The organism is Salinivibrio sp. PR5 (genome assembly GCF_001996085.1).
In the GTDB taxonomy this organism is placed as follows: Bacteria; Pseudomonadota; Gammaproteobacteria; order Enterobacterales; family Vibrionaceae; genus Salinivibrio; species Salinivibrio proteolyticus.
Window position 1 is genome coordinate 1 of record NZ_MUFK01000017.1, and the last position, 24,831, is coordinate 24,831.

The following is a 24,831-nucleotide window of genomic DNA, read 5'->3' on the forward strand; positions in this document are numbered from 1 at the left end:
TATCAGTACTAATGTGAGGGTTAAGTTAGTTCATTAATTAATCAAAAGAGACGTGGAAAGTATGAGTGTGTCGAAAAGGCATATAAGTACACGGACGGCAGCTAGTAAAATTTCTGTTTTAAAATTAATGACCTATACATTATTGCAAAACTAGCCCCTCCCAATGCGTGTTATCATCTTGTTACTGGTAAGATGAGTTCGATGTGCGAATGTATCCAGTTGTAGTCATATTGTGATATTTACCGTCATATCATCCGCACGGTCGAATCTAACGCTACCTCAGCGCTTTTTGGTAACAAATACCATCCATACTTTGTCCCGCGACACGGGCGATATTCGATACCGTGCCACACTCAACAAAACCATTGCGTGTTAGTACGGTTTGAGAAGCAATATTGGTGGTCGCAGCCAGCGCATGCAGTGTATTTAGCCCATACTCACGTGCAACATCTATCGCATATTTGACCGCGCGAGAGGCCACGCCTTTACCCGTTTGCTCCTCAGCAATACGATAGCCTAACGACCCTGTCCCTGATACCGCATCAATTTGGCTAATATTAACGCGACCAATAATGGCTTGGCTCGCATCAGTAATCAGCATGGGAATGTATTCGTTTTGCGCGTGAAGCATAAGCAGTGACTCAATATGCTCAGCAACCCCGTCAAGACTATAAAAAGCGTCACCGCGACTATCAACGAAGGTCTCAAAATAGGTTCGATTAACCTGCTCAAACGCGAGCAAAGCCTCTCGATCGTGGGTCGTCAGTGGACGCACTAACAGTTGCATAGTCTCTCCCATCAGTCAGGTCCATGTTCAAATTGTTTCAACGCTTCATTGGGCGAGTGCCAAGGCGCTTTGGACGCAGTATGAATGTGAAAATCCGGTGCATGGCGCGGTGGCGTATCGAGGATGCCAAGCCGAATATTGAGCAGCCCTTTCTTCACTTTATGTGAAAACAAACTCGCCCCACAGTGCGCGCAAAAGGCAAGTTCGGTTTCGTCACTTTTGGGGTAATAGCGGATATCTGACGCGCCCGACACAATCATCACTTTACTCTTTTCAATGCCACCCACGGATGAGTAATCAGCGCCAGTAAATTTGCGGCACTCAGAGCAATGGCAATTCCCCATATAAAGAAATTCATCTGGGAATGAGAGGTGTATTTTTCCGCACAGGCAACTCGCTTTGAGCGTTTTCATCAGCTTTATCCTTGTCCAACGAATTTAACGCCAGTGTATAAAAACACTAGAAACAAAGCGATCGTTATTCCTGATAATGCTGATGTAAAACAATTATTTAATGTCCTCCTTACTCTTTGCTCGCGAGTGAGCCTTGGCAACATAACACTGTTTACACTGTAAATAGTGTCCATTACCTGTCTCAACCCTGAACAAAAGGTGACTTTGTTCACATAATTATTGCGATTTTATGAATCCCTCCGTAATATCCGTCGCGACGGACAGATTAGTGAGACTAACGTCACAGTTGTGCCGCTAGCGTTTCCCATCGGACGGACTATTTGTATTCGAGCATCTGAGGTTGATATGAAATTGGCACAGGTTTCCTCCCCCGTTCGGACCGTGTTTCATGGTGCCGGGCAATTCCTAGCTATTGCGCTTTATTTTGCGGCTATCGCTGGCATTATTCATTACAGCGTCGCCGCCCATAACGTTGCCTCTGAGGCGTCATTGATTGAGCTTTCCCAGCTTATTTTATTGGCCGCGTCCGTATTTACTTTTCGACGTGTCGCGTATGTGAATCGCGCGTACAGCTCGGCTGCGTCGCTAATGAGTGCCTTTTTCTTAGTCCTAATGATCCGTGAGCTTGATGCAACATTAGATGTGGTTTTCCACGGTTTTTGGAAAATCCCGGCGCTCACCGTCACGGCACTCGCTCTCTGGCCAGCAGCCAAAAACTGGCGTGAAACGGCTGAAAGTCTGGCAAGGATCGTCACATCTAAATTCGCTCCCGTACTGATGGTCGCCTTAGCGCTGTTACTCGTTTACTCGCGTTTGTTTGGCATGGGCGTGCTTTGGGAGCAAGCGATGGGCGCCAATTACGTGCGTGATGTGAAAAGCATTGCAGAAGAAAGCACTGAGCTGATGGCGTATGCCATGATTTGGATCGCGGCACTCGGCTATTGGTTTGAAGCACGTCGCGCCCAAACGATCGGCGAGACGCAACTCTCTCACTCTGTATCTGAGAACGACCTTTCGCTGTAACCGCAATAAACCTAAGCGTAATAAGCGACACAAAATGTAAGCGGCCAACGGGTCGCTTTTTTTATGTTTGCTTAAACACCAAACTGATGAGCTAGCTAGACGACCATGTCGGCGATAGTCGACACCGCCGCTTAATGCTATTATTAGTGTGAATAGGTTAAGGAACTCATATATGACTAAGTCGTTTTTCGCCTTGTTGGCGTTGTTATCATTTTGTGTGTATGCTCAACCCGAGTCCGACACCCCAGCTAACACGGGCCAAGTGGTGACCGAAAAAAACGAGTCTATTTGTAAAACCACCTTTAGTCGCGAGATGTTCAATCAGCAGATGACATTTAGCGATCAGGACAACGACAAAAAAGTGCGCCGTATTGCGGAGCGAAAAATTGCGGCGGCACGAGAGGCGTTTGCGGAAACCGGTAGCTACTGTGACGCGGCTGATGTGCTCCTTACCTTTGAGCCCAAATCGCTATCCAGTAAAGATGGTGATGCACAGTTTCGAGAGTAAGTCATCATTTCCCACCTTATTCATTTGGCGTAAAAACACACAGAAATCAGACTGTGTTAGACTGCTTGCCAACATTTATTCGGGCAAAACATAAGACAGTTATGAAAAAAGCACTTTGTCTCATTGCATTAAGCGTGATGCTATCCGGCTGTGATAACAGTGAGGTAGGCGATGTGAGTTTAGGCATGTTCACCATGAAAGACATCAAACTCAATCACTTGGTTGATCCTATCGTCACAGGCGTTACCTGCCATGTCGCCTCGGTAGAAGCCGACCTCAGCTTTGCCGATCCCAGCGACAGTGCAATCTCTTGCCGACAAACCGGTGAGATTACGCCCGAGATGATCGCACAAATTGATAAAAGCGACTCCGGTGAAGTAGTGTTCCGTAAATCAAAAAGTATCTTCTTTAAGTCTATGAAGATCCGTCGTATTTACGATGCCAAAAACCAAACTTTGATGTACCTGTCCTATTCCACCAAAGAAACCTCTGGTAGCTTTAAGCATAGCTTGTCGACCGTCCCGTTATGGGGTACCAAGGCGTATCAACTCTCGCCGCAAAAAGGCTAACAATTCACTGAATAAGCGGCTACCATAGCGGGCCAATAGACTAAAGATGCTCGCGATGAAAACGGTAGAATCTCGTATCGAGGCGTGGTTAGATGAAGTGGTTATCGGGTTAAACCTGTGTCCCTTTGCTGCCAAACCGCGCCGAAATCAACAAATCAAAATAGATATCTGCACCGCGTGTGACGATGCAGATATTCTCGAAGCCGTATACCAAGCACTCACCGACTTGGCGCAGACAGATCCGGCGATCACAGACACTACCGTTCTCGTCGTCCCAGACGCACTCCATGATTTTGAACATTATCTCGATGTGCTATCGATGGCCGAGAACCTTATCGATCATTTTGGTTGGCGAGGGACTTTCCAACTCGCCAGCTTTCATCCGCAATATTGCTTTGCTGGCTGTGAACCTGATGATGCAGAGAACCTCACCAATCGTGCGCCTTATCCCTGCTTTCATTTGATTCGTGAAGACAGTATGTCGCGAGCACTTGCACATTACGGTCAGGATCCCGAGGCGATTCCGACACGCAATATCGCCTGTGTCTCTGCACTCACTGCCTCTCAGCGAGCCGCGTTATTTCCGTGGTTATCCACTGACGAAGACGCATAAACGACGCGCGTTTCACCCAAATCGCACTTCCCTAGACGTAAGGTTAACTTGTCCCCATTAGCAAGGGGACCGACCCCTTCAGGGGTGCCGGTAAACACCACATCCCCAGGACGTAGCGGAAAGGTGTCACTCATATGAGCAATAAGCGACACGACCGATGTCATCATGTGTGCCGTATGGCCTTGCTGTCGGAGTTCGCCATTGATCGCCAGTGAAAAGAAAACATCGTCCCAATTCTTTGGGGTTGCCATAAAGGGGGTTAACAGTGCGCTACCCGCAAACGCCTTCGCCCTCTCCCACGGCAGCCCCTGTGCTTTTAGGTAACTTTGTTGGTCACGTCGCGTTAAATCCAGTCCCAACGCCATGGCCCCCAGACCAGATTGTACCTCCGACGGTGTTGCCTCATACAACGGCTGGGTGATCAGAACTGCCAGCTCGGTTTCAAAATGCACCGGCGCAAACTTCTCTGCCAACGTCAAAGAGTGACCGAGCGGTTGGATCGCGCTTGGCGGCTTGATAAAAATCACCGGTTGTTCTGGAAGCGGGTTATTGAGTTCCGCCGCATGCGCCGCGTAATTTCGCCCGACACAATAAACCTGTCCGACTGGGAGTGCGATCACATTCCCGTTTATCCATTGGTGTTGATAATCCATACCCTTGTGAATCCATGTCGTTTAAAAGTCGATCCCTGACCAATTTTGATAACGAATTAATACAGATTGCAAGACACAGTTAGCATTTCAAAGGTCGCTGACTTGTTGATTTTCAACTCAGCGCTAACGATAAAGCGAGGCACACAAGGGAGCCACTATGGAGCACTTTAGTTTAGATGAACCAATTGCCTGCGTTATCTTTGACTGCGATGGCACCTTGGTTGATTCAGAGAAACTTTCTCACCAAGCCTTAGTTGCTACATTTGCGTCTTTCGGCGTGGCAATTGACTTGCAAGAATCATTGGATCATTTTGAGGGTGGCAAACTCACCGACGTGTTGCGCCAAACCTGTGAGCGCTATGCCGTGCAACTTCCTATCGACCAACTAGAACCAAGATTCCGTACCTTGTGCCACCAGCTATTTGAACAATCTTTACAACCCACTGCAGGTATTGAAGAAGTGCTAAAAACACTGGTCTCCCAAGGCATTGAGATGTGTGTTGCCTCCAATGGGCCGACCGAAAAGATGGCGCACGCGCTAACCCTGACCGGCTTAATGCCTTATTTTGAAAACCGACTCTTTAGCGCCTTTGATACCAACAGCTGGAAACCTGCGCCAGACTTGCTTCATTATGCTGCCATGAATATGGCATGCCCGTCTCAACAGTGCATTTTTATTGATGATACCAATCGCGGCATTCAAGCGGGTATTAACGCCAACATGCGTACCATACACTTTAACGCTAACCCAAACGCGCTCACCACGACCCACCCATTGGTGCACCGCGAATACTCAGCTGAGGGGCTAAAGCAATTGTTTTCAAAGGCGTATGTAGCGATCTCACCTTGAATGGCTACTTAGCGCAATCGCATGTTGGCGCCACCATTCTTCGTCGACGCGAATGGCCTGTAATTGACCTGCTCGCTCAATCAACCAATGCCGCTCCAATTTCAATGCGGGTGTACCAACCGCCACATTGAGTGCCGCCATCGGCGCCCCTTCTAAGGCTTCCCAACGGCTGGTCCAGTGACATTGATGAATGGTTACATTGGCAGACAATTTCTCGCTCATCGTCTGCTGCTGATATTGTGGGTAGTAGTCAGGTTGTAAGTAAGTGCGAACATACCCCACAGGTACACCCACCGATGAGACAATGCCTTCTGCTTGATAAATCGCACTAAAGGGTGGCAAGTGCATCTGTTGGCTCATTTCTGCACTGGCTAGCGTTGTCGTTTCTTTTTGAATCGCAAACTGTCCGCCTTGTGCGGCGAAATCAGTCGTCCAGTCCATCAAGTCACTGGGGTTATACCGCCAAGGGTTCGGCGCAATAAACCAACCTCGGCGATCAAGCCGATAGATACGCCCTTCTGCTTCTAAAACCGCGAGTGCTTCACGCAAAGTGACACGCGTCGTGTGGAAAGCTTCCGCTAACTGCCGCTCTGAAGGCAGCTTTTGCCCGGGGTCGAGTTGACCACTGTTGATTTGCTCTAAGAGTTGCTGGCGGATCGCCATAAACTGCATCATTGAATTAATACGCCTAGCCAAGGTTTGCGTTTCTAATGTGATCTTTCTCAACTTGCCTATTAAAACCTGACCTCAAGGTGCCAGAACTAGACATAGGTTAAGATAGAATCGCCAGTCTACTTGGAATTGCAAACAAGAACAAAAGATGTGCCAACGGATTAAGCAGGCTTTATCAAGGATTAGACCATGCCACACACTCACACTTTTAGTGTGTAGTTGGCTATTCGTTTCTCTCAGCTTGATGACCCAAAGTCATGCCGATGATAACCAGCTATCCGATTATTTTATCGAAACGTGGACCTCTGCAAGTGGCCTGCCTCACAATAGCATTAACGCGATTGAACAAACCACAGATGGTTACCTGTGGTTCGCAACGTGGGAAGGCATAGCCCGTTACAACGGGCTGGAGTTTGTTCTTTTCGATCGCGGCCCCAAAACCCAGATGCAAGATTCCGGCACACGCGCGTTGGCGGTTGGCCCTAAAAATGAACTCTACGCGGGTGGCGTGCGCGGCAGTGTCGTGATGCGACAAGGGTTTTCATGGCACGCTTTACCGACCGCACCCAGTTTAGTGAACGATATTCTACGTGACGCTGACGGCGGCCTCTGGCTCGCTATCGAAGGCATGGGTGTTGTCCATTACACGGCTGAACAGCTGCAAATGCCCACTCCCCAGCCTACTCAATTTATCGAGACAATCAGTAGTTATCGTCTCGCGTTAGCGCCCAACAAGCATATCTATGCCGCCACAGAGAAAGGGGTTTATCTCTTATCGGCACAGCAGGGTGCCACACCCATCTCTCATCATAACCTGTTCGAAAAAGTGTTCTACGTTTCCACCGCTAACGATGGTGCTCTCCTCGTCGGCTCTGAGCATGGCGCTTGGCGATATCAACAACAGCGGTGGACACCACTCGATGGCGCCTTGCTTAACCAAGCCGTCACTCTGGTAGAGCAAGACAGTCAGGGGGCTTATTGGTTTGGTACGCTGAGTCGTGGCGTCGCCCACCTGAGCGATGGCGAACTCGATTTTCTCGACAATCATCGAGGGCTGCCTAACAACCGTATTTTATCTTGGTTTGAAGACAGCGAAGGCAGTATTTGGATTGGCACCAACGGCGGGGTCATGCGTTTACGCTATGCCCCCTTTGTCACCCTGACCGCAGACCAAGGGTTAGCAGGAAATTACGTGCGTACCGTCTTAGCAGGCCAAGACCATCACGTTTGGGTAGGCGCGAGTGAGGGGCTTAGCCAGATAGATACACAGCGTGGTAGTGCTCGAATACTAACGGATAATGTGTCGGTGCTCAGTCTTGCCCACCGCCGTCAAGGTGGACTCTGGGTGGGAAGCTATCAGCATGGACTCCGGATTTGGCAAAACGGCACGCTGCATACGCCGCGCGGCATCAATGGTCACTTGCCAGATGATGAAGTCCGAGCGATTTTAGAGATGCCTGATAACACCTTATGGGTTGGCACACCTCGCGGATTAGCGAAACTCAACCAAAGGAATCTAGCCCAGCTTTATGATAGCCAAAATAGCGATATGCCCGGCAGTTATGTCATGGCACTGGCGAGCGACGAACAAGGTAAAGTCTGGGTAGGAACCGGACGTGGGGTCAGCTATATCGAAGCGGGTCAACTCCACACACTTGATCTCTCACAACAAGAGCAAGCTCAGTATGTCTTTGGCTTTTATATTGAGCCGGGATTTGTTTGGATGGCAACCGACCGAGGCGTGATTCGTTACTCGCAAACCGATGGAAGCCTTGCGCTTGTTGGTCGCCCGCAGGGACTACCGATCGATAAATTTTTCCAAATAATCAAAGATGATAGCGATAATTTTTGGTTGTCGAGTAACCGTGGTATTTGGCGCATTAACTATCAACAAGCGCATCAAGTGGCCGACGGTACGCGCCAACGCATCGACTTTGAGCATTATGATCAAAGCGATGGCATGGCAAATAACCAAGCCAATGGCGGCTCGTCACCCGCAGCGACGATAACACCAGACGGCTCCTTACTGTTTGCAACCGCCAAAGGCGTGGCCAGTGTAAGTCCGGAGCGGATTGCGCGCTTGCTCAGTCGCCCACTGCCTATCGTGATGCAACAAGTCCAATTTGATGGCAAGGATATTAACCCCGAAGCCAATGACATCGCGCCAGCGGGTACCAATCGCGTTCTCTTTTCTTACGCTGCGCTCGGCTATTCGATGCCAGAACAAATCCAATACCGCACCCAGTTGGAGGGGTTTGAGCTTGATTGGGCCTACCGGCACGAGAGTCATGATGCGGAATACACTAACCTGTCGCCGGGGGTTTATACCTTTAAAGTGAGTGCTCGCTACCCTTATGGGGAATGGAGTGACGATGTATTGCGCTACCAGTTCACTTTAGAGCCTTCGCTGTGGCAACGTTCGGACATACGCGCACTTGGCTTTTTCCTTTTTGTCAGTGCGGCGTACGGCATCTTTTTATGGCGTATTCAACGCTTACAACAAAAGCAATTGCAGCTGAAAGCCCTGGTCAAAGAGAAAACGCAGGCGCTGCAAGCGCAAGCCGATGACTTTGAACGGTTATCCAAAGAAGACCCTCTCACCGGGCTCGCAAATCGTCGTGCGTTTGATGAATATTGGCACCGTGCCTTTGACCAAGCACGTGAATCGGGCGAGCCATTGCAGGTCGCGATTCTGGATATTGACCACTTCAAACGGATTAATGATCATTACTCCCACTTAGTGGGCGATCTCATTATTCAACGCGTCGGTGCGTTTTTAAATCAAGAACAAAAATACTTACGCCATGTGGCGCGCTGGGGAGGCGAAGAGTTTACTCTGCTGTTTGCTGGCAGCGTTGCCGACGGATTCAGCTATTTTGACCACCTGCGCCGCCAAATCGCAGCGCTGGACCTGTCTGATATTGATACCACGCTCTCGATTACGGTCAGCATTGGCATGGCGGGTAATCAGCAAGCCAGTGACTATGTCGATGGGCTCAAACGCGCCGATCAGGCGCTGTACAAAGCGAAACGCGATGGCCGCAATTGTGTCCGCCAAAGCAAGAGTGAAGCAATTGCTTGGTAGAGCGATGAGATCTAAAAAGGGAGCGTTTGACGCTCCCTTTTTCATGGTTCATTGCAGTCTCATGCCATCACGATTAAGGCATGGTATCTAAGCTTTTCTCGTATCCTTCAAATTGCTTAGAGACTGACTCGCTTGGACCACCGGTCAGTTTGCTGACGATGATCGCACCCAGACCGGCCAAGAAGAAGCCAGGGACGATTTCATACAAATCATAAATGCCACCCGACATCTGCTTCCAAACGACCACGGTGATCCCACCAATCAAGATGGCAGCGAGTGCACCATTACGGTTCATTCCACGCCAGAAAAGGCTCAGGAGCAAGGCCGGACCGAAGGCGGCACCAAAGCCTGCCCACGCATAAGAGACCAAGCCGAGTACCGAACTGTCTGGATCCATCGCAAGCCCCAGCGCAATCGCAGAAAGCAAGATCACAGCACCACGACCGACCATCACCACTTCTTGTGTGGACGCGTCAGGACGGAATACTTGCTTATAGAAATCCTCTGCCAATGCCGATGAAGAAACCAGTAGCTGTGAATCGGCGGTACTCATAATCGCGGCCAAAATAGCAGCTAACAGAATACCTGCAATGACGGGATGGAAAGCAGCATTCACCAACAGCATGAAAATTTTCTCGCCGTCTTTCAAATCACCGGTCATGTCATTTTGTACGTACAAAATCCCAACCAAACCGATCAACACCGCACCAAACATCGACAACGCAGACCAACCCACCGCAATACGACGCGCTGTGGTGATGTCTTTGTTTGAACGCGTCGCTTGGAAACGGGCCAAGATATGAGGCTGACCAAAGTAACCCAAGCCCCAAGCAGCTAATGAGATGATGCTAATCCACGTCAGCGGCTCACCGTTAACATCGCGCCAGAGTGTCATCAGCTCAGGATTGATCGCGGCCACATCATTGCCCAGTTTGAAGACACTGCCATCCATAATAACAAAGGGCACAATCAGTAGGGCTGCCGCCATTAATAGCCCTTGAACCAAGTCGGTCCAAGAGACGGCTAAGAAACCACCAAACAAGGTATAGGACACAACACAAATCGTGCCGATCACAACCGCGGTGGTGTAATCAAAACCAAAGACGGTAGTAAAGAGTTTACCACCCGCCACCAAGCCTGAACTGGTGTAGAAAAGGAAGAAAAGCAAAATAAAGAAGGCCGAGATCGTTTGCAGAAGCTTTGACTTGTCTTCAAAGCGACGCGAGAAGAACTCAGGCAATGTCAATGCATTGTCGACTTCAATACTGTACGTACGCAGGCGCTTGGCACAAATCAGCCAGTTGAGGTAGGTCCCTAACAGCAAACCGCCTGCTAACCAAAGTGATTCCATTCCAGCCGCATAGGCATAGCCAGGAAGGCCAAGCAGCAACCAACCACTCATATCTGACGCACCGGCCGACAGTGCCGCAGGCCAAGGACCTAATGAGCGGCCACCGAGAAAATAATCCTCGGAGTCGGAGGTACGTTTATACGCATATATACCAATGACAAGCATCAGTATGAGATATGCAAGAAACGTGGCACTGATGGCATAGCTATTGTCTATCATATCTGTCCCTCAATTACGTGGCCCCTTCCGGGGCCATCTCTGGAAAGTTAATGTTCACCACTGCCGAGTTCCAGAAGCGTGGCATTACCACCTACAGCAGTGATATTAATTGTGCGGGTGCGCTCGGTCACAAAACGCAGCACATAGTCAGGCGCGCCGATAACCGGATACAGCTGGGTATCGGACTCTGCGACCAGTGCTGCAATCACACCCTGTCGTTGTGCAAGCTGACGATTGACATCACGTACGTGTGTAAGCGTGCCTGTCGTCGCTAAACCCACAATATTGGGATGCGCCAAGAGCGGCGCGTTGGTATCAAGGTCAACACGAATGGCAACCCTGTCCGGACACCCTGCTTTAACCAAATCGGCCAACACGGCATCCGCCATATCGGTGTGAGTGCCCTCTACACTCACCACCACACAATTACCTGCCACCAACGCAGCCGCTAACTGCCCACACAGTGCGACATGCGTCAACGACGCATCACCTGTGATAGCAAACGTCCCGCGACCAACGGTATACAGCTCGTTGGTTTCCCCGGTTGGGCCAGGTAACTCGTGTACTTTATCGAGCAAACGCTCGGCATTATCACACTGAAATCGAATCATTTTTGCTGCGTCTGCAAAGGCTTCACCTCGTGCTGACACTGTGTCAGACCAACGCTGCAATAGCGCGATACGGCCTGCGACACCTTGATCGTTCCAGTCTTCCCATACCGCTTCACATTGCTCAATGATGCTATTTAATTGGTTCATTTTTCTCTCCTGATCCTTTCAACCGACTTATTGGGCATTCACCGTCGCTTGAGTAAAGCGATACAAGTAATGCGGGCCACCCGCTTTCGGACCAGTGCCCGATAAACCACGACCGCCGAATGGCTGAACGCCAACCACAGCACCAACTTGGTCACGGTTGACGTAACAGTTACCAACGCGTGCACGATGTTCAATGTGCGCACAGGTGGTTTCATTACGGCTATGTACGCCCATCGTCAGGCCAAAGCCAGTACGGTTAATGTCATCAATCACCTTGTCCAACTCTTCAGCGCGATAGCGCACAATGTGAAGGATGGGACCAAAGTGCTCTTCACTGAGCTGATCGATGCTCCGGATCTCAAAGGCCGTTGGCGGCACAAAGGTTCCTTGGTCACACTCAGGAGAGAGCGCAACTTGCGTGACTAACTTGCCACTGCGTTTCATTTGTTCGATATGCGCGAACAACTTGTCCTTCGCGGTCTGATCTATGACTGGACCAACATCCGTCGACAGCAATTCTGGGCGGCCAACAGACAGTTCAGCCATTGCGCCTTTGATCAAGGTAATTACACGATCGGCGATATCTTCTTGGATATAAAGCACGCGAAGCGCTGAACAACGCTGGCCTGCCGACGCAAATGCTGAGCGCAATACGTCACGTACCACTTGCTCGGGTAAGGCGGTGCTGTCGACGATCATGGCATTTTGACCGCCGGTTTCTGCCACCACAGGCACAGGGTCGGCATCTCGCTCTGCCAAGGTACGCGTAATACGCTGCGCCGTTGGCGTCGAGCCCGTAAAGGCCACACCCGCAATACGCGTATCTTGCGTCAAGGGAGCGCCAACCACAGGCCCACTACCCGGCAAGAGTTGAATAACGCCCGCAGGGATCCCCGTTTCAAGCAACAACTCGATAGCGCGGTAAGCAATGATCGAAGTTTGCTCTGCAGGCTTAGCAACCACTGTATTCCCAGCAACCAGAGCGGCACTCACTTGCCCCAAGAAAATCGCCAATGGGAAGTTCCATGGGCTGATACAGGTGAAGACACCGCGTCCGTGATAGCTCACCGATTGTTGGGTACCATCAAAGCCTTGGTAGCTAAACGGAGCCGCCTGAAGCTCCATCGCTTGCTGCGGGTAGTAACGCAAGAAGTCAACAGCCTCGCGCACTTCATCAATACTATCGTGAATAGTCTTCCCTGCTTCTCGGTGACATATAGCCACCAACTCGCCCAAATTCGCTTCCAGTTTATCAGCAAGGTCAAGTAAGTACTTACCACGCTCGCTCACATCGGTTTTTTGCCATTCAGGGAAAGCTCTCGCCGCATTATCCAGCGCTTGGTTAACCTGATCAGCCGTGGCCCAATCCACACGCCCGACCACTTCGTTGCGATCATAAGGAGCATGCACAGGGTGGCTATCACCTGATGGTCGTTCGCCATTCACAATCGGGCCGGCTTGCCATTGGTAATCTCCCATAAAGGGCGCGACACTATCGGTGAATGGTTGCCATTCAGACGCAATGTCCGTTGCAACGCCTTGTGAGTTTTGACGGGTCGGTCCGAAAATCTCACTCGGCAGCGGAATGCGATCATTGTGCAACGTCGCATGCCCTCGCAAGATATCGACAGGGCTGGCAATCAGATCCTCAATAGGGCAACGTGCATCAACGAGACGGTGAACGAAAGAGCTGTTGGCGCCGTTTTCTAACAGACGGCGGACAAGATAGGGCAGCAAGTCTTTGTGGCTACCCACTGGTGCATAAATGCGCACATCACTATTAAATAGGCCTTTGGCATGGTTATACAAGGCGTCACCCATGCCATGTAAGCGTTGGAATTCAAAATCCTGATGGGTCGCCATTGCCGCAATCGCCGCGATAGTATGCGCATTATGACTGGCAAACTGAGGATAGATGAGGCCACGCACGTGATCGCTCAGCAAGAAACGTGCACACGCTAAATAGGACACATCGGTGGCTTCTTTACGGGTAAATACCGGATAGCCATGATGACCGGTTTGCTGACACAGTTTGATTTCACTGTCCCAATACGCACCTTTCACCAATCGCATTGGGATCAAATCACCTTGTTCTTTCGCCAGCGCCGCCAGCCAAGTGATGACAGGTAACGCACGCTTAGAATAAGCTTGCACGACGAGACCAAACTTGCCCCACCCTTTGACGGCATCGTCACGATAGAGTTTTTCAAACAAAGCCAGAGACAGCTCGAGACGATCGGCTTCTTCGGCATCGATGGTGATGGCGACATCTTTTTCTCGTGCACGTTTAAGCAAAACCAATACCGTCTCAAACATTTCTGTCATCACACGATCTTGATTCGCGACTTCATAACGTGGATGCAGCGCAGAGAGCTTGATGGAGACTGACGGCGACGGTCCTGAGTAGCTCGATTTTGCCGCGCCAACCGCATCAATGGCCTGTAAATAATCATTGAGATACTTGCGCGCATCATCGGCCGTTAGGGCCGCTTCTCCCAACATGTCAAAGGAATAGGTAAAGCCTTGGCTGCGCGGCGTCTCACCGTTTTTTAACGCCTCGTCGATATCTCGGCCCAGCACAAATTGGTGACCCATGATTTTCATCGCTTGATGCATCGCTTGACGAATCACAGGCTCAGAGAGCTTATTCACTAAACGATTGATCACAGATGCAGGTTTTCCTTCGGTGCTCTCATCCAAAGTCACCACTTTTCCCGTTAGCATCAGCCCCCACGTTGAGGCATTCACGAATAGCGAGTCAGAATGACGCAAGTGTGCTTTCCAATCGGCAACGCTGAGTTTGTCACGGATGAGTGCATCGGCGGTATGCGCGTCAGGAATGCGCATCAGTGCTTCTGCTAAACACATCAGCAAAATACCCTCGCGCGTGTCTAGGCTGTATTCCAGCAACAACGCATCAATCATTTGCACGGCTTTCTTATCCGCACGAACTTGTTCAATGAGCTTGGTCGCCTGGCGGCGTGTTTGTTCACGCTCTGTCTCTGACGGCTCAGCAAGAGGGATCAATTGGGTTAGCCATTCACTTTCATCAACACAGTAAAGTGGCGATATTTCAGACCAAATCTGCGCTAGCGGACGCTCGATAAACGATGGCTGCATAGCATCGATGGCTTTAAACATAGTGGTATCCTCACTCACGTCCTTCCCAACTTGGGCAGGAAAATGTTACGTCATTGTTACTTGGCGATCGATTCTATGCGGGGTCTATCGTCAGGGTCTTACAAAAAGCTCCGGCATTATTGCAAAATCCTCCGGTAATTAACAAACAAAGCTGTCGATCGCCATGCTTCCATAACAAATAGGACGCATGACGACGATAAAAATAGGCACGAGATCGCGTTGTGAACAAACGCTAAGGAGTCAACTTAAACTTTGCGGGTGAAACACCAAAATAGCGTGAAAACGCATTAGTAAACCCACTTTGACTGGAGAAGCCACAACTGTCAGCGATTTGCGCCATCGTCAAATCACTTTCTTTAATCAGTTGCTTCGCCAACGCGAACCGCTTTTCCAACACATATTGATGGGGAGTCATCCCAACTTGTTCTTTAAACAGCTGATGGAATTGGCTTTCTGCAAGAAAAACACTACCAGCTAGCTGGGCGACGGTAATCTTACGACTCATATGTTGGTGAATATAGCGGTCAATGATATCCATGTTGAGCCGATGACCATCTCGACGTGGCGAAATATGGTCACGAAAATGGCGGTGCAACACACACATCAGAGTATCGGCACACGCCCGACTGAGCAGTAAATCGGTTGGATTAGCAATCATTTCTGCCGTTAACGCTTTAATCAAGGTCTGAGCCTGAGTGTCGAGCTGAAAATACGCATCACGTTCAAAAAGACGAGCGATATTGTCATGCATCGACGCATGCCCAACCCATTCTTGATACGGTAAGTTAATCACCAATATTTCATTGCGTCCCACACCGGTAAAGGCGTGCTCTTCAGATTCTGTTACCAAGCACCCCTGTCCCGGGCCAACGAGGCTTCCTCGCCCACCGACATCAAATTCCGTTTGTCCTTGCAGCCCTATCACCACTTGTTTGTAATCATGGCTATGGTGCAATTGCTGGCTGGGTAACGCTATCACTTCAGACACTTTCGGCGTCTTTGCCATTGACCGTCACTATCACCGTTAACCTATGTCGCATTATTTTGTCACGATTATCAGTAGCACGCGATCATCATCTTTCGGAACTATGATCAAGAACCTCTATTTTTACGGCCGATGTCATTTGGACTAAAAAAATGCGGAAGATCCCTCATTTTTGATTAATAGATCAGCGTAGAAGAACAAAAAAGACAAGAAAACAATGACAGTGTCAGCTGCTAAGCTACTGTCTATAAAGCGGTTAAAGGCGATGCGATGAGAAACCTCTCTGCTTGATCATCGTTTCGAGGCGATCAATGGCGATCTTAGCCTTGATCATGGTTCCGTCACACGCGTCGTCACACAATCTTATTTGAAGCGCGGCGGCGCTTAAGGTAATCTCGCGTGGATATTAAAAACAATGAACACAGTTGCACCGATCACGTCGCAGAATGCTGACTGCCGTCAAATAATTAACACGGTTTGCGTGGCAACACTGGTTTCCGTGATAGTCTACTTTTTGGACATAGGTATTATTATTGCGACACATGCGTAAGCAAGGGAACTATGACAACGAAATACATAAAGGCGCTATGTTTAGCGCTCCCTCCCCTACTGCTAACCGAGTTGGCGTTCGCTGAAAACGCGTCTTCCGCGGATAACATCGATCCGGTCAGTGAGTTGGTTGAGAAACTTCGCGCAAAAGAAGATGTGCTGGAGTCTCAAAACGATGAGCTGGCCCTGCAGCAGGCGAAGCTTGATGACCTTTTAGTTAAACGCGCCACGTTAGATGACGAGCTAAGTCAGCTTCAACGCGAGCGTAGTGAGGCTAAAGCCCAGCTGGACGCCAAGTTTCAAGACTTGATAGCTGACCCAAGTACCGACATCGGTCCTTATCAGCAAGCGTACCAACAAGCTTGGCAAAAGGTTAATAACCATCAACAAGAACAAGCTGCGAACGAATCAGCGATTATCGAGCAGAAAAAGTTGCTCGCGCAGCAAGAGCGCCAGCAGGCGTTATTAGCCACCACGCTGGAAAACCTGCACGAGGCTATGCGTGAAGCACGTGCTGAGCGCTTGCGTAAAGAGTTGACGCAAAAAGACACCATTGAGGTTGTCCACAGTGTGACTTGTGCGCCCAATATGACGCTTGCCGCTTGTGCCAATCAAGGTAAGACCTTGACAATGCAACAAGCCATTCGCGAATTCCGTGGCCAAGTCACCGACTTTGTCACCGAATCGGCGGCGGTGAAGCAAAACATCGATAAGGTTGCTTTCAACATTCACGTTACCAACAGTGAAGTGGTTGATGCAGGGTTTACCGGTGGCACCGACTACACCACCCGCATTAAAGCGGAACTGGTCAGTCGTCCGGGTAAAACAGCTGCCTGTCGCTTGTTAGATTTGGAAGATCGCTACTGTGTTGAAACCACACAAGCACAGCAGCAAGCCAAGCATAAGCAACAAGCAAAACGCTGGGTCAATGTCACTGTTCGCTCTAACCGTTATGACGACAGCGTTAAAATTAACGACGTGTCTTATGGCAGCACACCTGTTGAGCTGATGCTTCCTGTTGGCACCCATGAACTGACGGTCAGCAAGCCCGGATTTATACCTTATAGCCGCGAGGTTTATCTGGGTAAAGATCAGGTCGTATGGGCCAAGCTCGAAGAGCAACCCAATCGTCCACCTAGCCCGGGAAAAAAGTTTACTGACCCTGTATCCAATAACCTTGAAGCCCCGCAAATGGTGGTAATTGGGGCAGGTGAATACAAAGTAGGCCCAGACGCGCGAGAAAGCGTTGCGGTACGTCACTCGTTCGCGATTGGCTCTACGCCTGTCACCGTGGCGCAATTTGATGCCTTTGTGAATGCGACCGGTTATGTCACCGCTGCAGAACAAGGTAATGGTTGTAATATGCTGGTTAGTGGTGAAATCAGCCAAAGCTTGGAATCAGATTGGCGTCAGCCAGGCTTTGACCAAGCCGCAGATTCACCCGTTGTTTGTGTGAACAAGAAAGATGCCAACGCTTATACCAAATGGCTAAGCCAACAAACCGGCCATAACTACGCACTGCCGAACGATGTGCAGTGGGAAGTGGCGGCCCGTGGCGGCACAAACAGCGATTTCTGGTGGGGCAACGAAATTGGTGTCGGCAACGCCAACACAGGCTGGAGCGGTACCGTATGGTCAAACACACGAACCTCTCCGGTTAAAAGCTTCCCGCCCAACCCCTTTGGTGTCTATGACACAGCCGGAAATGTCTGGGAATGGGTAAGCAGTGAAGAGCCAATTGCCCGTGGTGGTGCTTGGAACTTTTCACCGCAACGTGCTCGCGCATCAGAGCGCTTGGACGTCGGCGAAAACATGAGTGCTAATTACCTTGGTTTCCGCGTGATCAGAAAAATCTAGTCTGACAAGCGATAGTATCTAAGTCCCTTAAAGCCGCTTTCTCAAGCGGCTTTTTTTCTGCTTACTTTATCGGTAAGCATCATCCGCACGGTACGACTTGCCGACGTACCACGACTGTCCATAACCCAGCCGAATCAACAGCAGAACAATACACTGGTTAAGAAAGCGTTTATCAGTTACTTACACTTTGCAGCATAGATTGATCTTAACCACAATCTTTAAGTAAAGTCACTTTATCTTGTGTCAATGGGTCAAATCCCCCCTACCCAACGTCTAGGCTTCTGGATATAGTGGCAAGCGTAAACAGTATTTGTCCCGATAAATGCTTTTACGTAAATCCTAACACTGTTAGGTGCAGTCAACGATAACTAGGGCGGTCAACAACCCTCATGACTCGTTCGGTTATTTAGACAACCTCTTCTACACGTCGTACAGGATACAGCCCGAAAGGGCGACTCTTGTCTTTGCCGGCTTTATGCCGGCATTTTTTTGTGCTCAAATAAGCCTGCCTGTTTTTTTATGTTCAAACGGACAATGGCGTCCAATAATAATAACATTCGATCGTGTAGGCCTTATGATGCAACCGGTTTCCATGCTGCCTCCCTCTCTCTCAATGCTTGAACAGCTGCCAGGGTGCTGGGGATGCAAAGATAAAAACTCCGTGTTTGTTTACGCAAATAGTGAATACTGCCGACTCGTGGGCCTCAAGCACCCTCAAGAGAGTATTGGTAAAACGGATCACGACATGCCCTGCCCAACCATCGCCTGTGCCGATCAATTTCAAGCGCAAGATAAACAAGTGATGGAAACCGGCAAACGTCTACGAGTATTAGATATTCACCCTTACGCAAACGGCCGATGGTACGCCCATCTTTTTACCAAAACGCCTTGGTACGATGAAGCGGGGAATATCTGTGGCGTCGTATTTTGTGGTCAAGAGTTGAGTGACACGGCGATATTGGAAGTCGGACACTGGATATGCCGTGCAGTAACGCATCCAGATGATCATCCGCTCGACGCACCGTCACATCCTTCCGACATTCATTTAACCGCGCGAGAGTCTGAAGTACTTTTTCTGCATCTGTATGGCAAAAAGCCCCAATTAATTGCGCAAACCCTAGGGGTGTCGGTTAAAACGATTGAAAACCACTTTGCACACCTGCGGGAAAAGTTCAGTGTTGAGTCCAAGGCAGCTTTAATTGAACGGGCGTTGGCGTTGGGGTTCGGCTCTGTGATCCCAGAGCGGTTGCTCACCAAGCAAGTGTCGGTGGTATTGCGAGATTAACGTTCAGAGGAGAGGGAAAGTGCTACACAAAGCAGCACTTTTCATTGCTTACATTGGCTAAGAGATAGGGCTTAGGGCGCAAGGCGTTCAACATCCCATTGATCGTCATCGTTGCGCTGGTATAAAAAGCGATCATGCAGCCGATGCTCCCCGCCTTGCCAGAATTCAATGCTTTTCGGTTTCACACGATAGCCCCCCCAGAATGTGGGCACTGGCACTTCACCTTTTGCGAATTGCTGTTTTAGCTCCATAAATTTGCCTTCAAGGGCGGAGCGTGCCGTCAGACGCTCGCTTTGCTTACTCGCCCATGCAGCGATCTGGCTTTCCTTGGGACGAGAGGTAAAGTATTTAAACACCTCTTTTTTAGTCAATGGCTCAGCGTCGCCGGTAATATGCACTTGGCGCTCAATAAAATGCCAAGGAAAATGTAAGCTAATTTGGCTATTGTTCTTTAAATGCAAGGCCTTACGACTGCCTAGATTGGTGTAAAACACGAACCCATCGTCACTGTAGTCTTTTAAAAGCACAATACGTTGGAAAGGCTGACCGTTTTCATCCACTGTCGCGATAGTCATCGCGGTAGGGTCAGGAACCTGAGTTTCTATGGCCTGTTTGAGCCAGTGTTCAAATAATTGTAGTGGGCTATCAGGCAAATCATTGCGGCGTAGACCGCCTCGCGTATATTCTCTTCGAATGTCAGACAGATCCATTGCATTCTCCAATTCATTCATTTTTCGTTATTTTGCGCAGGTTGCGCCAGATAGACAAGGATATTCTCGGGTACGGTATTAAACCGACTCCGATCAATGACCAAGGAGCAAGACGGTGAAAAAGTCGCAATTTGTGTTATCAGCGACCCTACTCGGCACGGTCTTATCCGTGATCGTTGGCATTGTCACCTTCAACGAAACCAAGTTTCAGTTAATTGCGCAAATGCGCGAGGATGTTCGACAACTCGAAGATAAGCTGTCTGCCGAGCTGGCTCGATACAGTGAGTTACCCGCCGTCCTCGCCTCCGATCCACGCTTAATCACCTTATTGGCTGATTCGGCGCCCAAACAGCAAGTCGTAGAGATCAATCGTTTATTAGTTCGGTGGGCTTCGCGTCTTGAAGCCGACACCGTCTACTTGTTGAACACACAAGGCACCACGATCGCGGCAAGTAACTGGCAGAGCCAAGCCTCCTTTGTGGGTCAAAACTATGCGTACAGGCCTTATTACCAACAAGCGATAAAAGGGGGAAAAGGCGCTTATTATGCCTTGGGCACTCGTTCAGGAAAGCGCGGTTACTATTTTTCCTATCCCGTCCGAGACTCAAATCAACAGGATTTACTGGGGGTGCTCGTCATCAAGGTTGACCTGTCTATTATCGAACAAGTATGGAAATATCAAACCTTTGACTACCTATTGACCGACCCGCAAGGGGTTATTTTTTACAGCTCTAATCCCGACTGGGTGTACCAAACACTCACTACGCTGCCCACGCCTCAAAAGCAAAGTATTCAACGCTCGAGGCGTTATGGCGACACCCCACTTATCCCACTGAGCCAGTTTCAGCATCCTCGTCAGCTAGCAGATAACACGGTGATTTCTCTGGGGCTAGATGTCTCTGCACGTCAGCCAATGCTGATGACCACACACACCATCAGCCAAGCAGACTGGCAGCTTTATGGACTTACCCCGATCAGCACCCTTTACCCTTACGTTTTTCAGGCGGTTATACTATTCATCACGTTTTATTTCTTGGTCGCTGTGATTGTCTTAGCATGGTGGCAGCGTCTTGCTGCTCAGCGCCAGCTTGCACGATTAAACCAGAGCCTTGAACGCAAAGTCGCTCGCCGTACACAATCGTTACAAGCGTCCAACCAGCAATTGCGTGACACCCTTCATCAATACGAGCGCACGCAACAAGTACTCAAGCAAACACAATCAGAATTGGTACAAGCGGCCAAAATGGCGACCCTTGGAGAGATGTCTGCGGGGATCAACCATGAAATCAATCAACCACTTGCGGCCATGCGCACCTACACAGAAAACAGTCAGCGCTTAATGGCCAAAGCACGCTATCAAGACGTGGAAGATAATTTGGCGAAAACGCTCGGATTGATTCAAATGATCCATGACATTGTGGCGCGCTTTAAGATCTTCGCAAAAAAATCACAAACCCGAACAGGTACCCTCGATGTGGTGCCATTACTTCATGCCGCTGTTTCGTTGACCAAAAGCCGCTGGCTTCGTCAAGGTATCACGGTACAGCTTCCCTCGCACTCAAGCCCGCTTTATGTTGTCGCGGATGCCATCTTGCTCGAGCAAGTGTTAGTCAACTTGCTCACCAATGCGATAGACGCTGTATCGAGTACTCCCGACCCTTGCATTCGGGTTGACACTCAACACGATGCAAGCAGCCTTGAACTGCGTGTGATAGACAATGGTAAAGGCATGGATAGTGATACGCTGGCACAGGTTTTTACACCCTTTTTTACTACTAAAGAAACAGGACTCGGGCTTGGGCTGACGATTTCTAAGCGGATCATCGAGAGCCTACATGGTCAACTTATCGCAAACACCAACCCAACAGGCGGAACCATCATGATAATTCGTCTGCCCGTTCCGACTAAGGAGAGTGAATAATGGAACCGACGGTGATTGTGGTCGATGATGAGCCAGCGGTCCGCGATGCCATTACGCAGACACTGCACCTTGATGACTGGCATGTCAACGCGTTTGCGACCGCACAAGAGGCATTAGCGGCCTTAACCACCAACTTCTCGGGCGTTATCATTGCCGATATTAATATGCCCGTCATGGACGGTATGCAGCTATTGCAAGCGATATTAGCGCTCGATGGTGAGATGCAAGTGATCATGCTTACCGGCCACGGTGATATTTCTACCGCAGTCGAAGCCATGCGGCTGGGTGCGTACGATTTTATCGAAAAACCTTTTTCAACCGATCATCTGTTGGACGTGTTAAAACGTGCGTATGACAAACGTGCTCTGGTGCTCGAAAACCGCGAACTTCGCAAGGAGCTTGCAGCGCAAAGTGGCCCCGGCCCGCGCATTTTAGGCAACCATCCGCAAGTGAAATCCGCCCGTCGTCAGCTGGGCTACTACCAGCAAACAGACGATGATGTATTACTAGTCGGAGAAAAAGGCACCGGGAAAGAGCTGGCCGCTCGCTTTATTCACGACCATGGCAAATGGCAGAACACGCCCTTGATTACCCTCAAATGCCGCTTATTGCCTACCCATTTGCTGGAGCAAACGTTATTTGGTGGCGAGTTGCCTCACTGGGCGAATAAAACTGGGAAATTACATGCTGCGAATGGTGGCTGTTTGTTGATTGACGGCATCGAGGCGCTGCCTATCCCTCTCCAGCAACGGTTATATCGCTATATTCAGCTGCGTGATGATCCTGCACATTCCCAAACCAGTCAGGTTCGCCTGATTGTCACATCACGATTTGATTTGGCCGAGAGGGTACAACGTGAGCAATTCGATCCCGCATTATGTCAACATTTCCTGACTGGCCAAGTGTTGATGCCACCATTGCGTGACCGCTGTGATGACATTATCCCGCTATTTCAGAATTTTACGCGAACTATTGCGTCACGCTATGGCATCGAAGCCCCAACATTATCTTCGCCACAACAACAACGTTTATGCGAACACAGCTGGCCGGGCAATGTGCGAGAGCTTCGCGCTTACGCCGAGCGATTGGTCCTACTTGGCGAAGATAGGCTAGACAACGCAGCGCCTTCCGCGACCACAGAGTCTAAATTGCCCACACTGACGGACCGTGTCAGTCAATTTGAGTTTGAGATCCTCAGCGACGCATTACGTCGACATGGGGGTCGACTAAAAGACGTACAACAAGAATTGGGACTCGCGAGAAAGACCCTTTACGATAAAATGCGCAAGTATCAGTTAGATAAAGAAAATTTTAAACGTAGCCACTATTAGTGGCACTTTCGTATCACCATCGCGCAGTAATACATCGCTTTGCACAAAAACCGACAAATAAAGCAAAAAATCAGCAGCATAGACTAGACTTTTAAGAGCGGTTTCCTACATGGGGAGAGACATGGCTTGGCGCGATAAGTCTCATGCAGTATTGCCCAGAGACGAACATCTCGATTACATCGATGATAAAACAGCAGCTTTGCTCTTAAACGCGCCAAAAAGTGCGCGTATCTTGTTGTGGACAATCGCTTTGTTTCTTATCGCAGCCGCCATTTGGGCCTCTCAAGCGCAACTCGATAAAGTGACGGTCGGGCAAGGAAAAGTGATCCCTTCATCGCAACTGCAAGTGGTGCAAAACCTTGAAGGCGGGCTGGTTAAAGAGCTGTTGGTAAAAGAAGGCGATACAGTCGCCCGTGGCCAACGTTTAATCCTTATCGACGACACCCTGTTCCGGTCGGATTTTCGAGAGCGAGAGCAAGAACTCAATGGCTTACGCGCCGATGAAATTCGCATTCGCGCATTGCTCGAGTCAGTACAAATTAATGACACTGCTGCACTGGAAGAGTGGCGTGACAGCATCATTCTCAATCGTCAATCGCTCCAAGTCCCCAGCGACTTGGCCGCAGCTCGTCCGGGGCTGGTGAACCAAGCCCAAGCCAGTTATCAAGAGCAGCTATCGAATATTCAAAACCAGCTGTACGTGACGGCACAAAAAATTCGCCAAAAAGAGCAAGAACTGATCGAGCTTGAGTCACGCATCGACAACCTCGAGCAAAGCTTGGAATTCGCACAAGAAGAACTCAACATTACTCGTCCTCTCGCCGAAGAAGGGGTGGTGCCTCAAATTGACTTAATTAAACTACAGCGCCAACTCAACGATACCCAACGTGAGCTATCCTCTGCACAGTTATCATTGCCCTCAGTGGTGTCATCAATGCGTGAGGCAGTGTTCCAACGTTTGGATGTCGCATTAACGTTCAGAACGGAACAACAAGAGACCCTCAACCAAGTCGAACAGCAAATCGCCTCGATGACAGAGGGAAAAGTGAGTCTACAAGATAGAGTCGCACGCACCGTGGTGACCTCCCCAGTTGATGGCACCGTGAAGAAGTTACATGTCAACACCGTCGGTGGCGTGATTCAGCCGGGGATGGACATTATTGAAATTGTCCCTTCGGAAGACAACCTGCTCATTGAGGCCAAAATCGCGCCGCAAGACATTGCCTTTTTGCGCCCTGGGTTGGAAGCGGTGGTGAAGTTTAGCGCCTACGATTTTACCGTGTATGGTGGTTTGAACGGTCAGTTAGAAACCATCAGTGCAGACACCATTCAAGACGAAGAAGGCAACAGTTTTTATTTGGTCAAGGTACGCACCGAGAAAAACAACATCGGTGACGCAGAAACACTGCCGATTATTCCCGGGATGACCGCGTCTGTTGACATCATTACCGGGAAACGAAGCGTCCTTGATTATCTGATTAATCCTATTGTTAGGGCACAAAACACGGCATTACGGGAATAGGGATGACTGAAAAATGATGCCAGTTTGGA

General features: G+C 49.6%; 20 protein-coding genes. 11 read left to right on the forward strand and 9 right to left on the reverse strand.

Annotation, left to right across the window (positions count from 1 at the left end):
• Window positions 1-274: 274 nt before the first annotated feature.
• Together BZG82_RS08085 and BZG82_RS08090 are read right to left on the reverse strand one after the other, a co-directional pair.
• The gene (locus BZG82_RS08085) at window positions 275-787 is read right to left on the reverse strand and encodes a GNAT family N-acetyltransferase (RefSeq protein ID WP_158075986.1); all 513 of its coding nucleotides are present in this window, start codon (window positions 785-787) and stop codon (window positions 275-277) included.
• A gap of 11 nt (window positions 788-798) precedes the next feature.
• Window positions 799-1,200, reverse strand: a complete 402-nt coding sequence (locus BZG82_RS08090; RefSeq protein WP_077479644.1) for a GFA family protein — start codon at window positions 1,198-1,200, stop codon at window positions 799-801.
• 345 nt (window positions 1,201-1,545) lie between these two features.
• On the opposite strand from BZG82_RS08090, the gene BZG82_RS08095 reads away from it, so the two are divergent.
• The 4 genes from BZG82_RS08095 (at window position 1,546) to BZG82_RS08110 (ending at window position 3,913) form a co-directional block, all read left to right on the forward strand.
• Window positions 1,546-2,223 carry a hypothetical protein gene (locus tag BZG82_RS08095; protein ID WP_077765558.1) on the forward strand — a complete coding sequence of 226 codons (678 nt, stop codon included), beginning with the start codon at window positions 1,546-1,548 and terminating at the stop codon, window positions 2,221-2,223.
• A 172-nt stretch (window positions 2,224-2,395) separates the two neighbouring features.
• A complete protein-coding gene (locus tag BZG82_RS08100; RefSeq protein ID WP_077479646.1) occupies window positions 2,396-2,731 on the forward strand; it encodes a hypothetical protein in 336 nt (111 codons plus the stop codon).
• Window positions 2,732-2,832: 101 nt separating this feature from the next.
• Entirely contained in the window at window positions 2,833-3,300 is a 468-nt protein-coding gene (locus BZG82_RS08105) for a CreA family protein (protein ID WP_077662717.1), read from the forward strand.
• A gap of 46 nt (window positions 3,301-3,346) precedes the next feature.
• Complete coding sequence (locus tag BZG82_RS08110; RefSeq protein ID WP_108742971.1) at window positions 3,347-3,913, forward strand: DUF1415 domain-containing protein; 567 nt, start codon at window positions 3,347-3,349, stop codon at window positions 3,911-3,913.
• On the opposite strand, the gene BZG82_RS08115 is transcribed toward BZG82_RS08110, so the two are convergent.
• A complete protein-coding gene (locus tag BZG82_RS08115) occupies window positions 3,865-4,566 on the reverse strand; it encodes a fumarylacetoacetate hydrolase family protein (protein WP_077765560.1) in 702 nt (233 codons plus the stop codon). The two genes, BZG82_RS08110 and BZG82_RS08115, sit on opposite strands and share 49 nt — an antisense overlap.
• A 157-nt stretch (window positions 4,567-4,723) precedes the next feature.
• Between BZG82_RS08115 and BZG82_RS08120 the strand changes: the two genes are divergently transcribed.
• Window positions 4,724-5,416, forward strand: coding sequence for an HAD-IA family hydrolase (locus BZG82_RS08120; protein WP_077765561.1), 693 nt, complete (start codon window positions 4,724-4,726; stop codon window positions 5,414-5,416).
• On the opposite strand, the gene BZG82_RS08125 is transcribed toward BZG82_RS08120, so the two are convergent.
• Window positions 5,408-6,091: a GntR family transcriptional regulator gene (locus tag BZG82_RS08125; protein WP_077479651.1), complete on the reverse strand. Its 684-nt coding sequence runs from the start codon at window positions 6,089-6,091 to the stop codon at window positions 5,408-5,410. The genes BZG82_RS08120 and BZG82_RS08125 overlap by 9 nt on opposite strands.
• A 241-nt stretch (window positions 6,092-6,332) precedes the next feature.
• Between BZG82_RS08125 and BZG82_RS08130 the strand changes: the two genes are divergently transcribed.
• The gene (locus BZG82_RS08130; RefSeq protein WP_077765580.1) at window positions 6,333-9,173 is read left to right on the forward strand and encodes a ligand-binding sensor domain-containing protein; all 2,841 of its coding nucleotides are present in this window, start codon (window positions 6,333-6,335) and stop codon (window positions 9,171-9,173) included.
• 73 nt (window positions 9,174-9,246) lie between these two features.
• Here BZG82_RS08130 and putP read toward each other — a convergent pair whose 3' ends face one another.
• The 4 genes from putP to BZG82_RS08150 all read right to left on the reverse strand — a co-directional run bounded on the left by putP (window position 9,247) and on the right by BZG82_RS08150 (window position 15,648).
• Entirely contained in the window at window positions 9,247-10,743 is a 1,497-nt protein-coding gene (putP, locus tag BZG82_RS08135) for a sodium/proline symporter PutP (protein ID WP_077662713.1), read from the reverse strand.
• 47 nt (window positions 10,744-10,790) lie between these two features.
• On the reverse strand, window positions 10,791-11,501 hold the full coding sequence (locus BZG82_RS08140; protein ID WP_077479653.1) for an aldehyde dehydrogenase family protein: 711 nt from the start codon (window positions 11,499-11,501) through the stop codon (window positions 10,791-10,793).
• Between the two features lie 27 nt (window positions 11,502-11,528).
• Window positions 11,529-14,642 carry a bifunctional proline dehydrogenase/L-glutamate gamma-semialdehyde dehydrogenase PutA gene (gene putA / locus BZG82_RS08145; RefSeq protein WP_077479654.1) on the reverse strand — a complete coding sequence of 1,038 codons (3,114 nt, stop codon included), beginning with the start codon at window positions 14,640-14,642 and terminating at the stop codon, window positions 11,529-11,531.
• Between the two features lie 232 nt (window positions 14,643-14,874).
• Window positions 14,875-15,648, reverse strand: a complete 774-nt coding sequence (locus BZG82_RS08150; protein ID WP_069586778.1) for a helix-turn-helix transcriptional regulator — start codon at window positions 15,646-15,648, stop codon at window positions 14,875-14,877.
• Between the two features lie 540 nt (window positions 15,649-16,188).
• On the opposite strand from BZG82_RS08150, the gene BZG82_RS08155 reads away from it, so the two are divergent.
• A complete protein-coding gene (locus BZG82_RS08155; RefSeq protein WP_077479655.1) occupies window positions 16,189-18,033 on the forward strand; it encodes an SUMF1/EgtB/PvdO family nonheme iron enzyme in 1,845 nt (614 codons plus the stop codon).
• A 574-nt stretch (window positions 18,034-18,607) separates the two neighbouring features.
• Window positions 18,608-19,318 (forward strand): helix-turn-helix transcriptional regulator, encoded by a 711-nt coding sequence (locus tag BZG82_RS08160; protein ID WP_077479656.1) that lies wholly within the window; start codon window positions 18,608-18,610, stop codon window positions 19,316-19,318.
• A gap of 71 nt (window positions 19,319-19,389) precedes the next feature.
• On the opposite strand, the gene pdxH is transcribed toward BZG82_RS08160, so the two are convergent.
• Window positions 19,390-20,028, reverse strand: coding sequence for a pyridoxamine 5'-phosphate oxidase (gene pdxH, locus BZG82_RS08165; protein WP_077479657.1), 639 nt, complete (start codon window positions 20,026-20,028; stop codon window positions 19,390-19,392).
• A 115-nt stretch (window positions 20,029-20,143) separates the two neighbouring features.
• Between pdxH and BZG82_RS08170 the strand changes: the two genes are divergently transcribed.
• The 3 genes from BZG82_RS08170 to BZG82_RS08180 all read left to right on the forward strand — a co-directional run bounded on the left by BZG82_RS08170 (window position 20,144) and on the right by BZG82_RS08180 (window position 24,802).
• Window positions 20,144-21,949 (forward strand): sensor histidine kinase, encoded by a 1,806-nt coding sequence (locus tag BZG82_RS08170; protein WP_077765562.1) that lies wholly within the window; start codon window positions 20,144-20,146, stop codon window positions 21,947-21,949.
• The gene (locus BZG82_RS08175) at window positions 21,949-23,280 is read left to right on the forward strand and encodes a sigma-54-dependent transcriptional regulator (RefSeq protein ID WP_077765563.1); all 1,332 of its coding nucleotides are present in this window, start codon (window positions 21,949-21,951) and stop codon (window positions 23,278-23,280) included. The genes BZG82_RS08170 and BZG82_RS08175 overlap by 1 nt, the downstream gene beginning before the upstream one ends.
• Window positions 23,281-23,401: 121 nt before the next feature.
• Window positions 23,402-24,802, forward strand: a complete 1,401-nt coding sequence (locus tag BZG82_RS08180; RefSeq protein ID WP_077765564.1) for an HlyD family type I secretion periplasmic adaptor subunit — start codon at window positions 23,402-23,404, stop codon at window positions 24,800-24,802.
• Window positions 24,803-24,831: the final 29 nt, after the last annotated feature.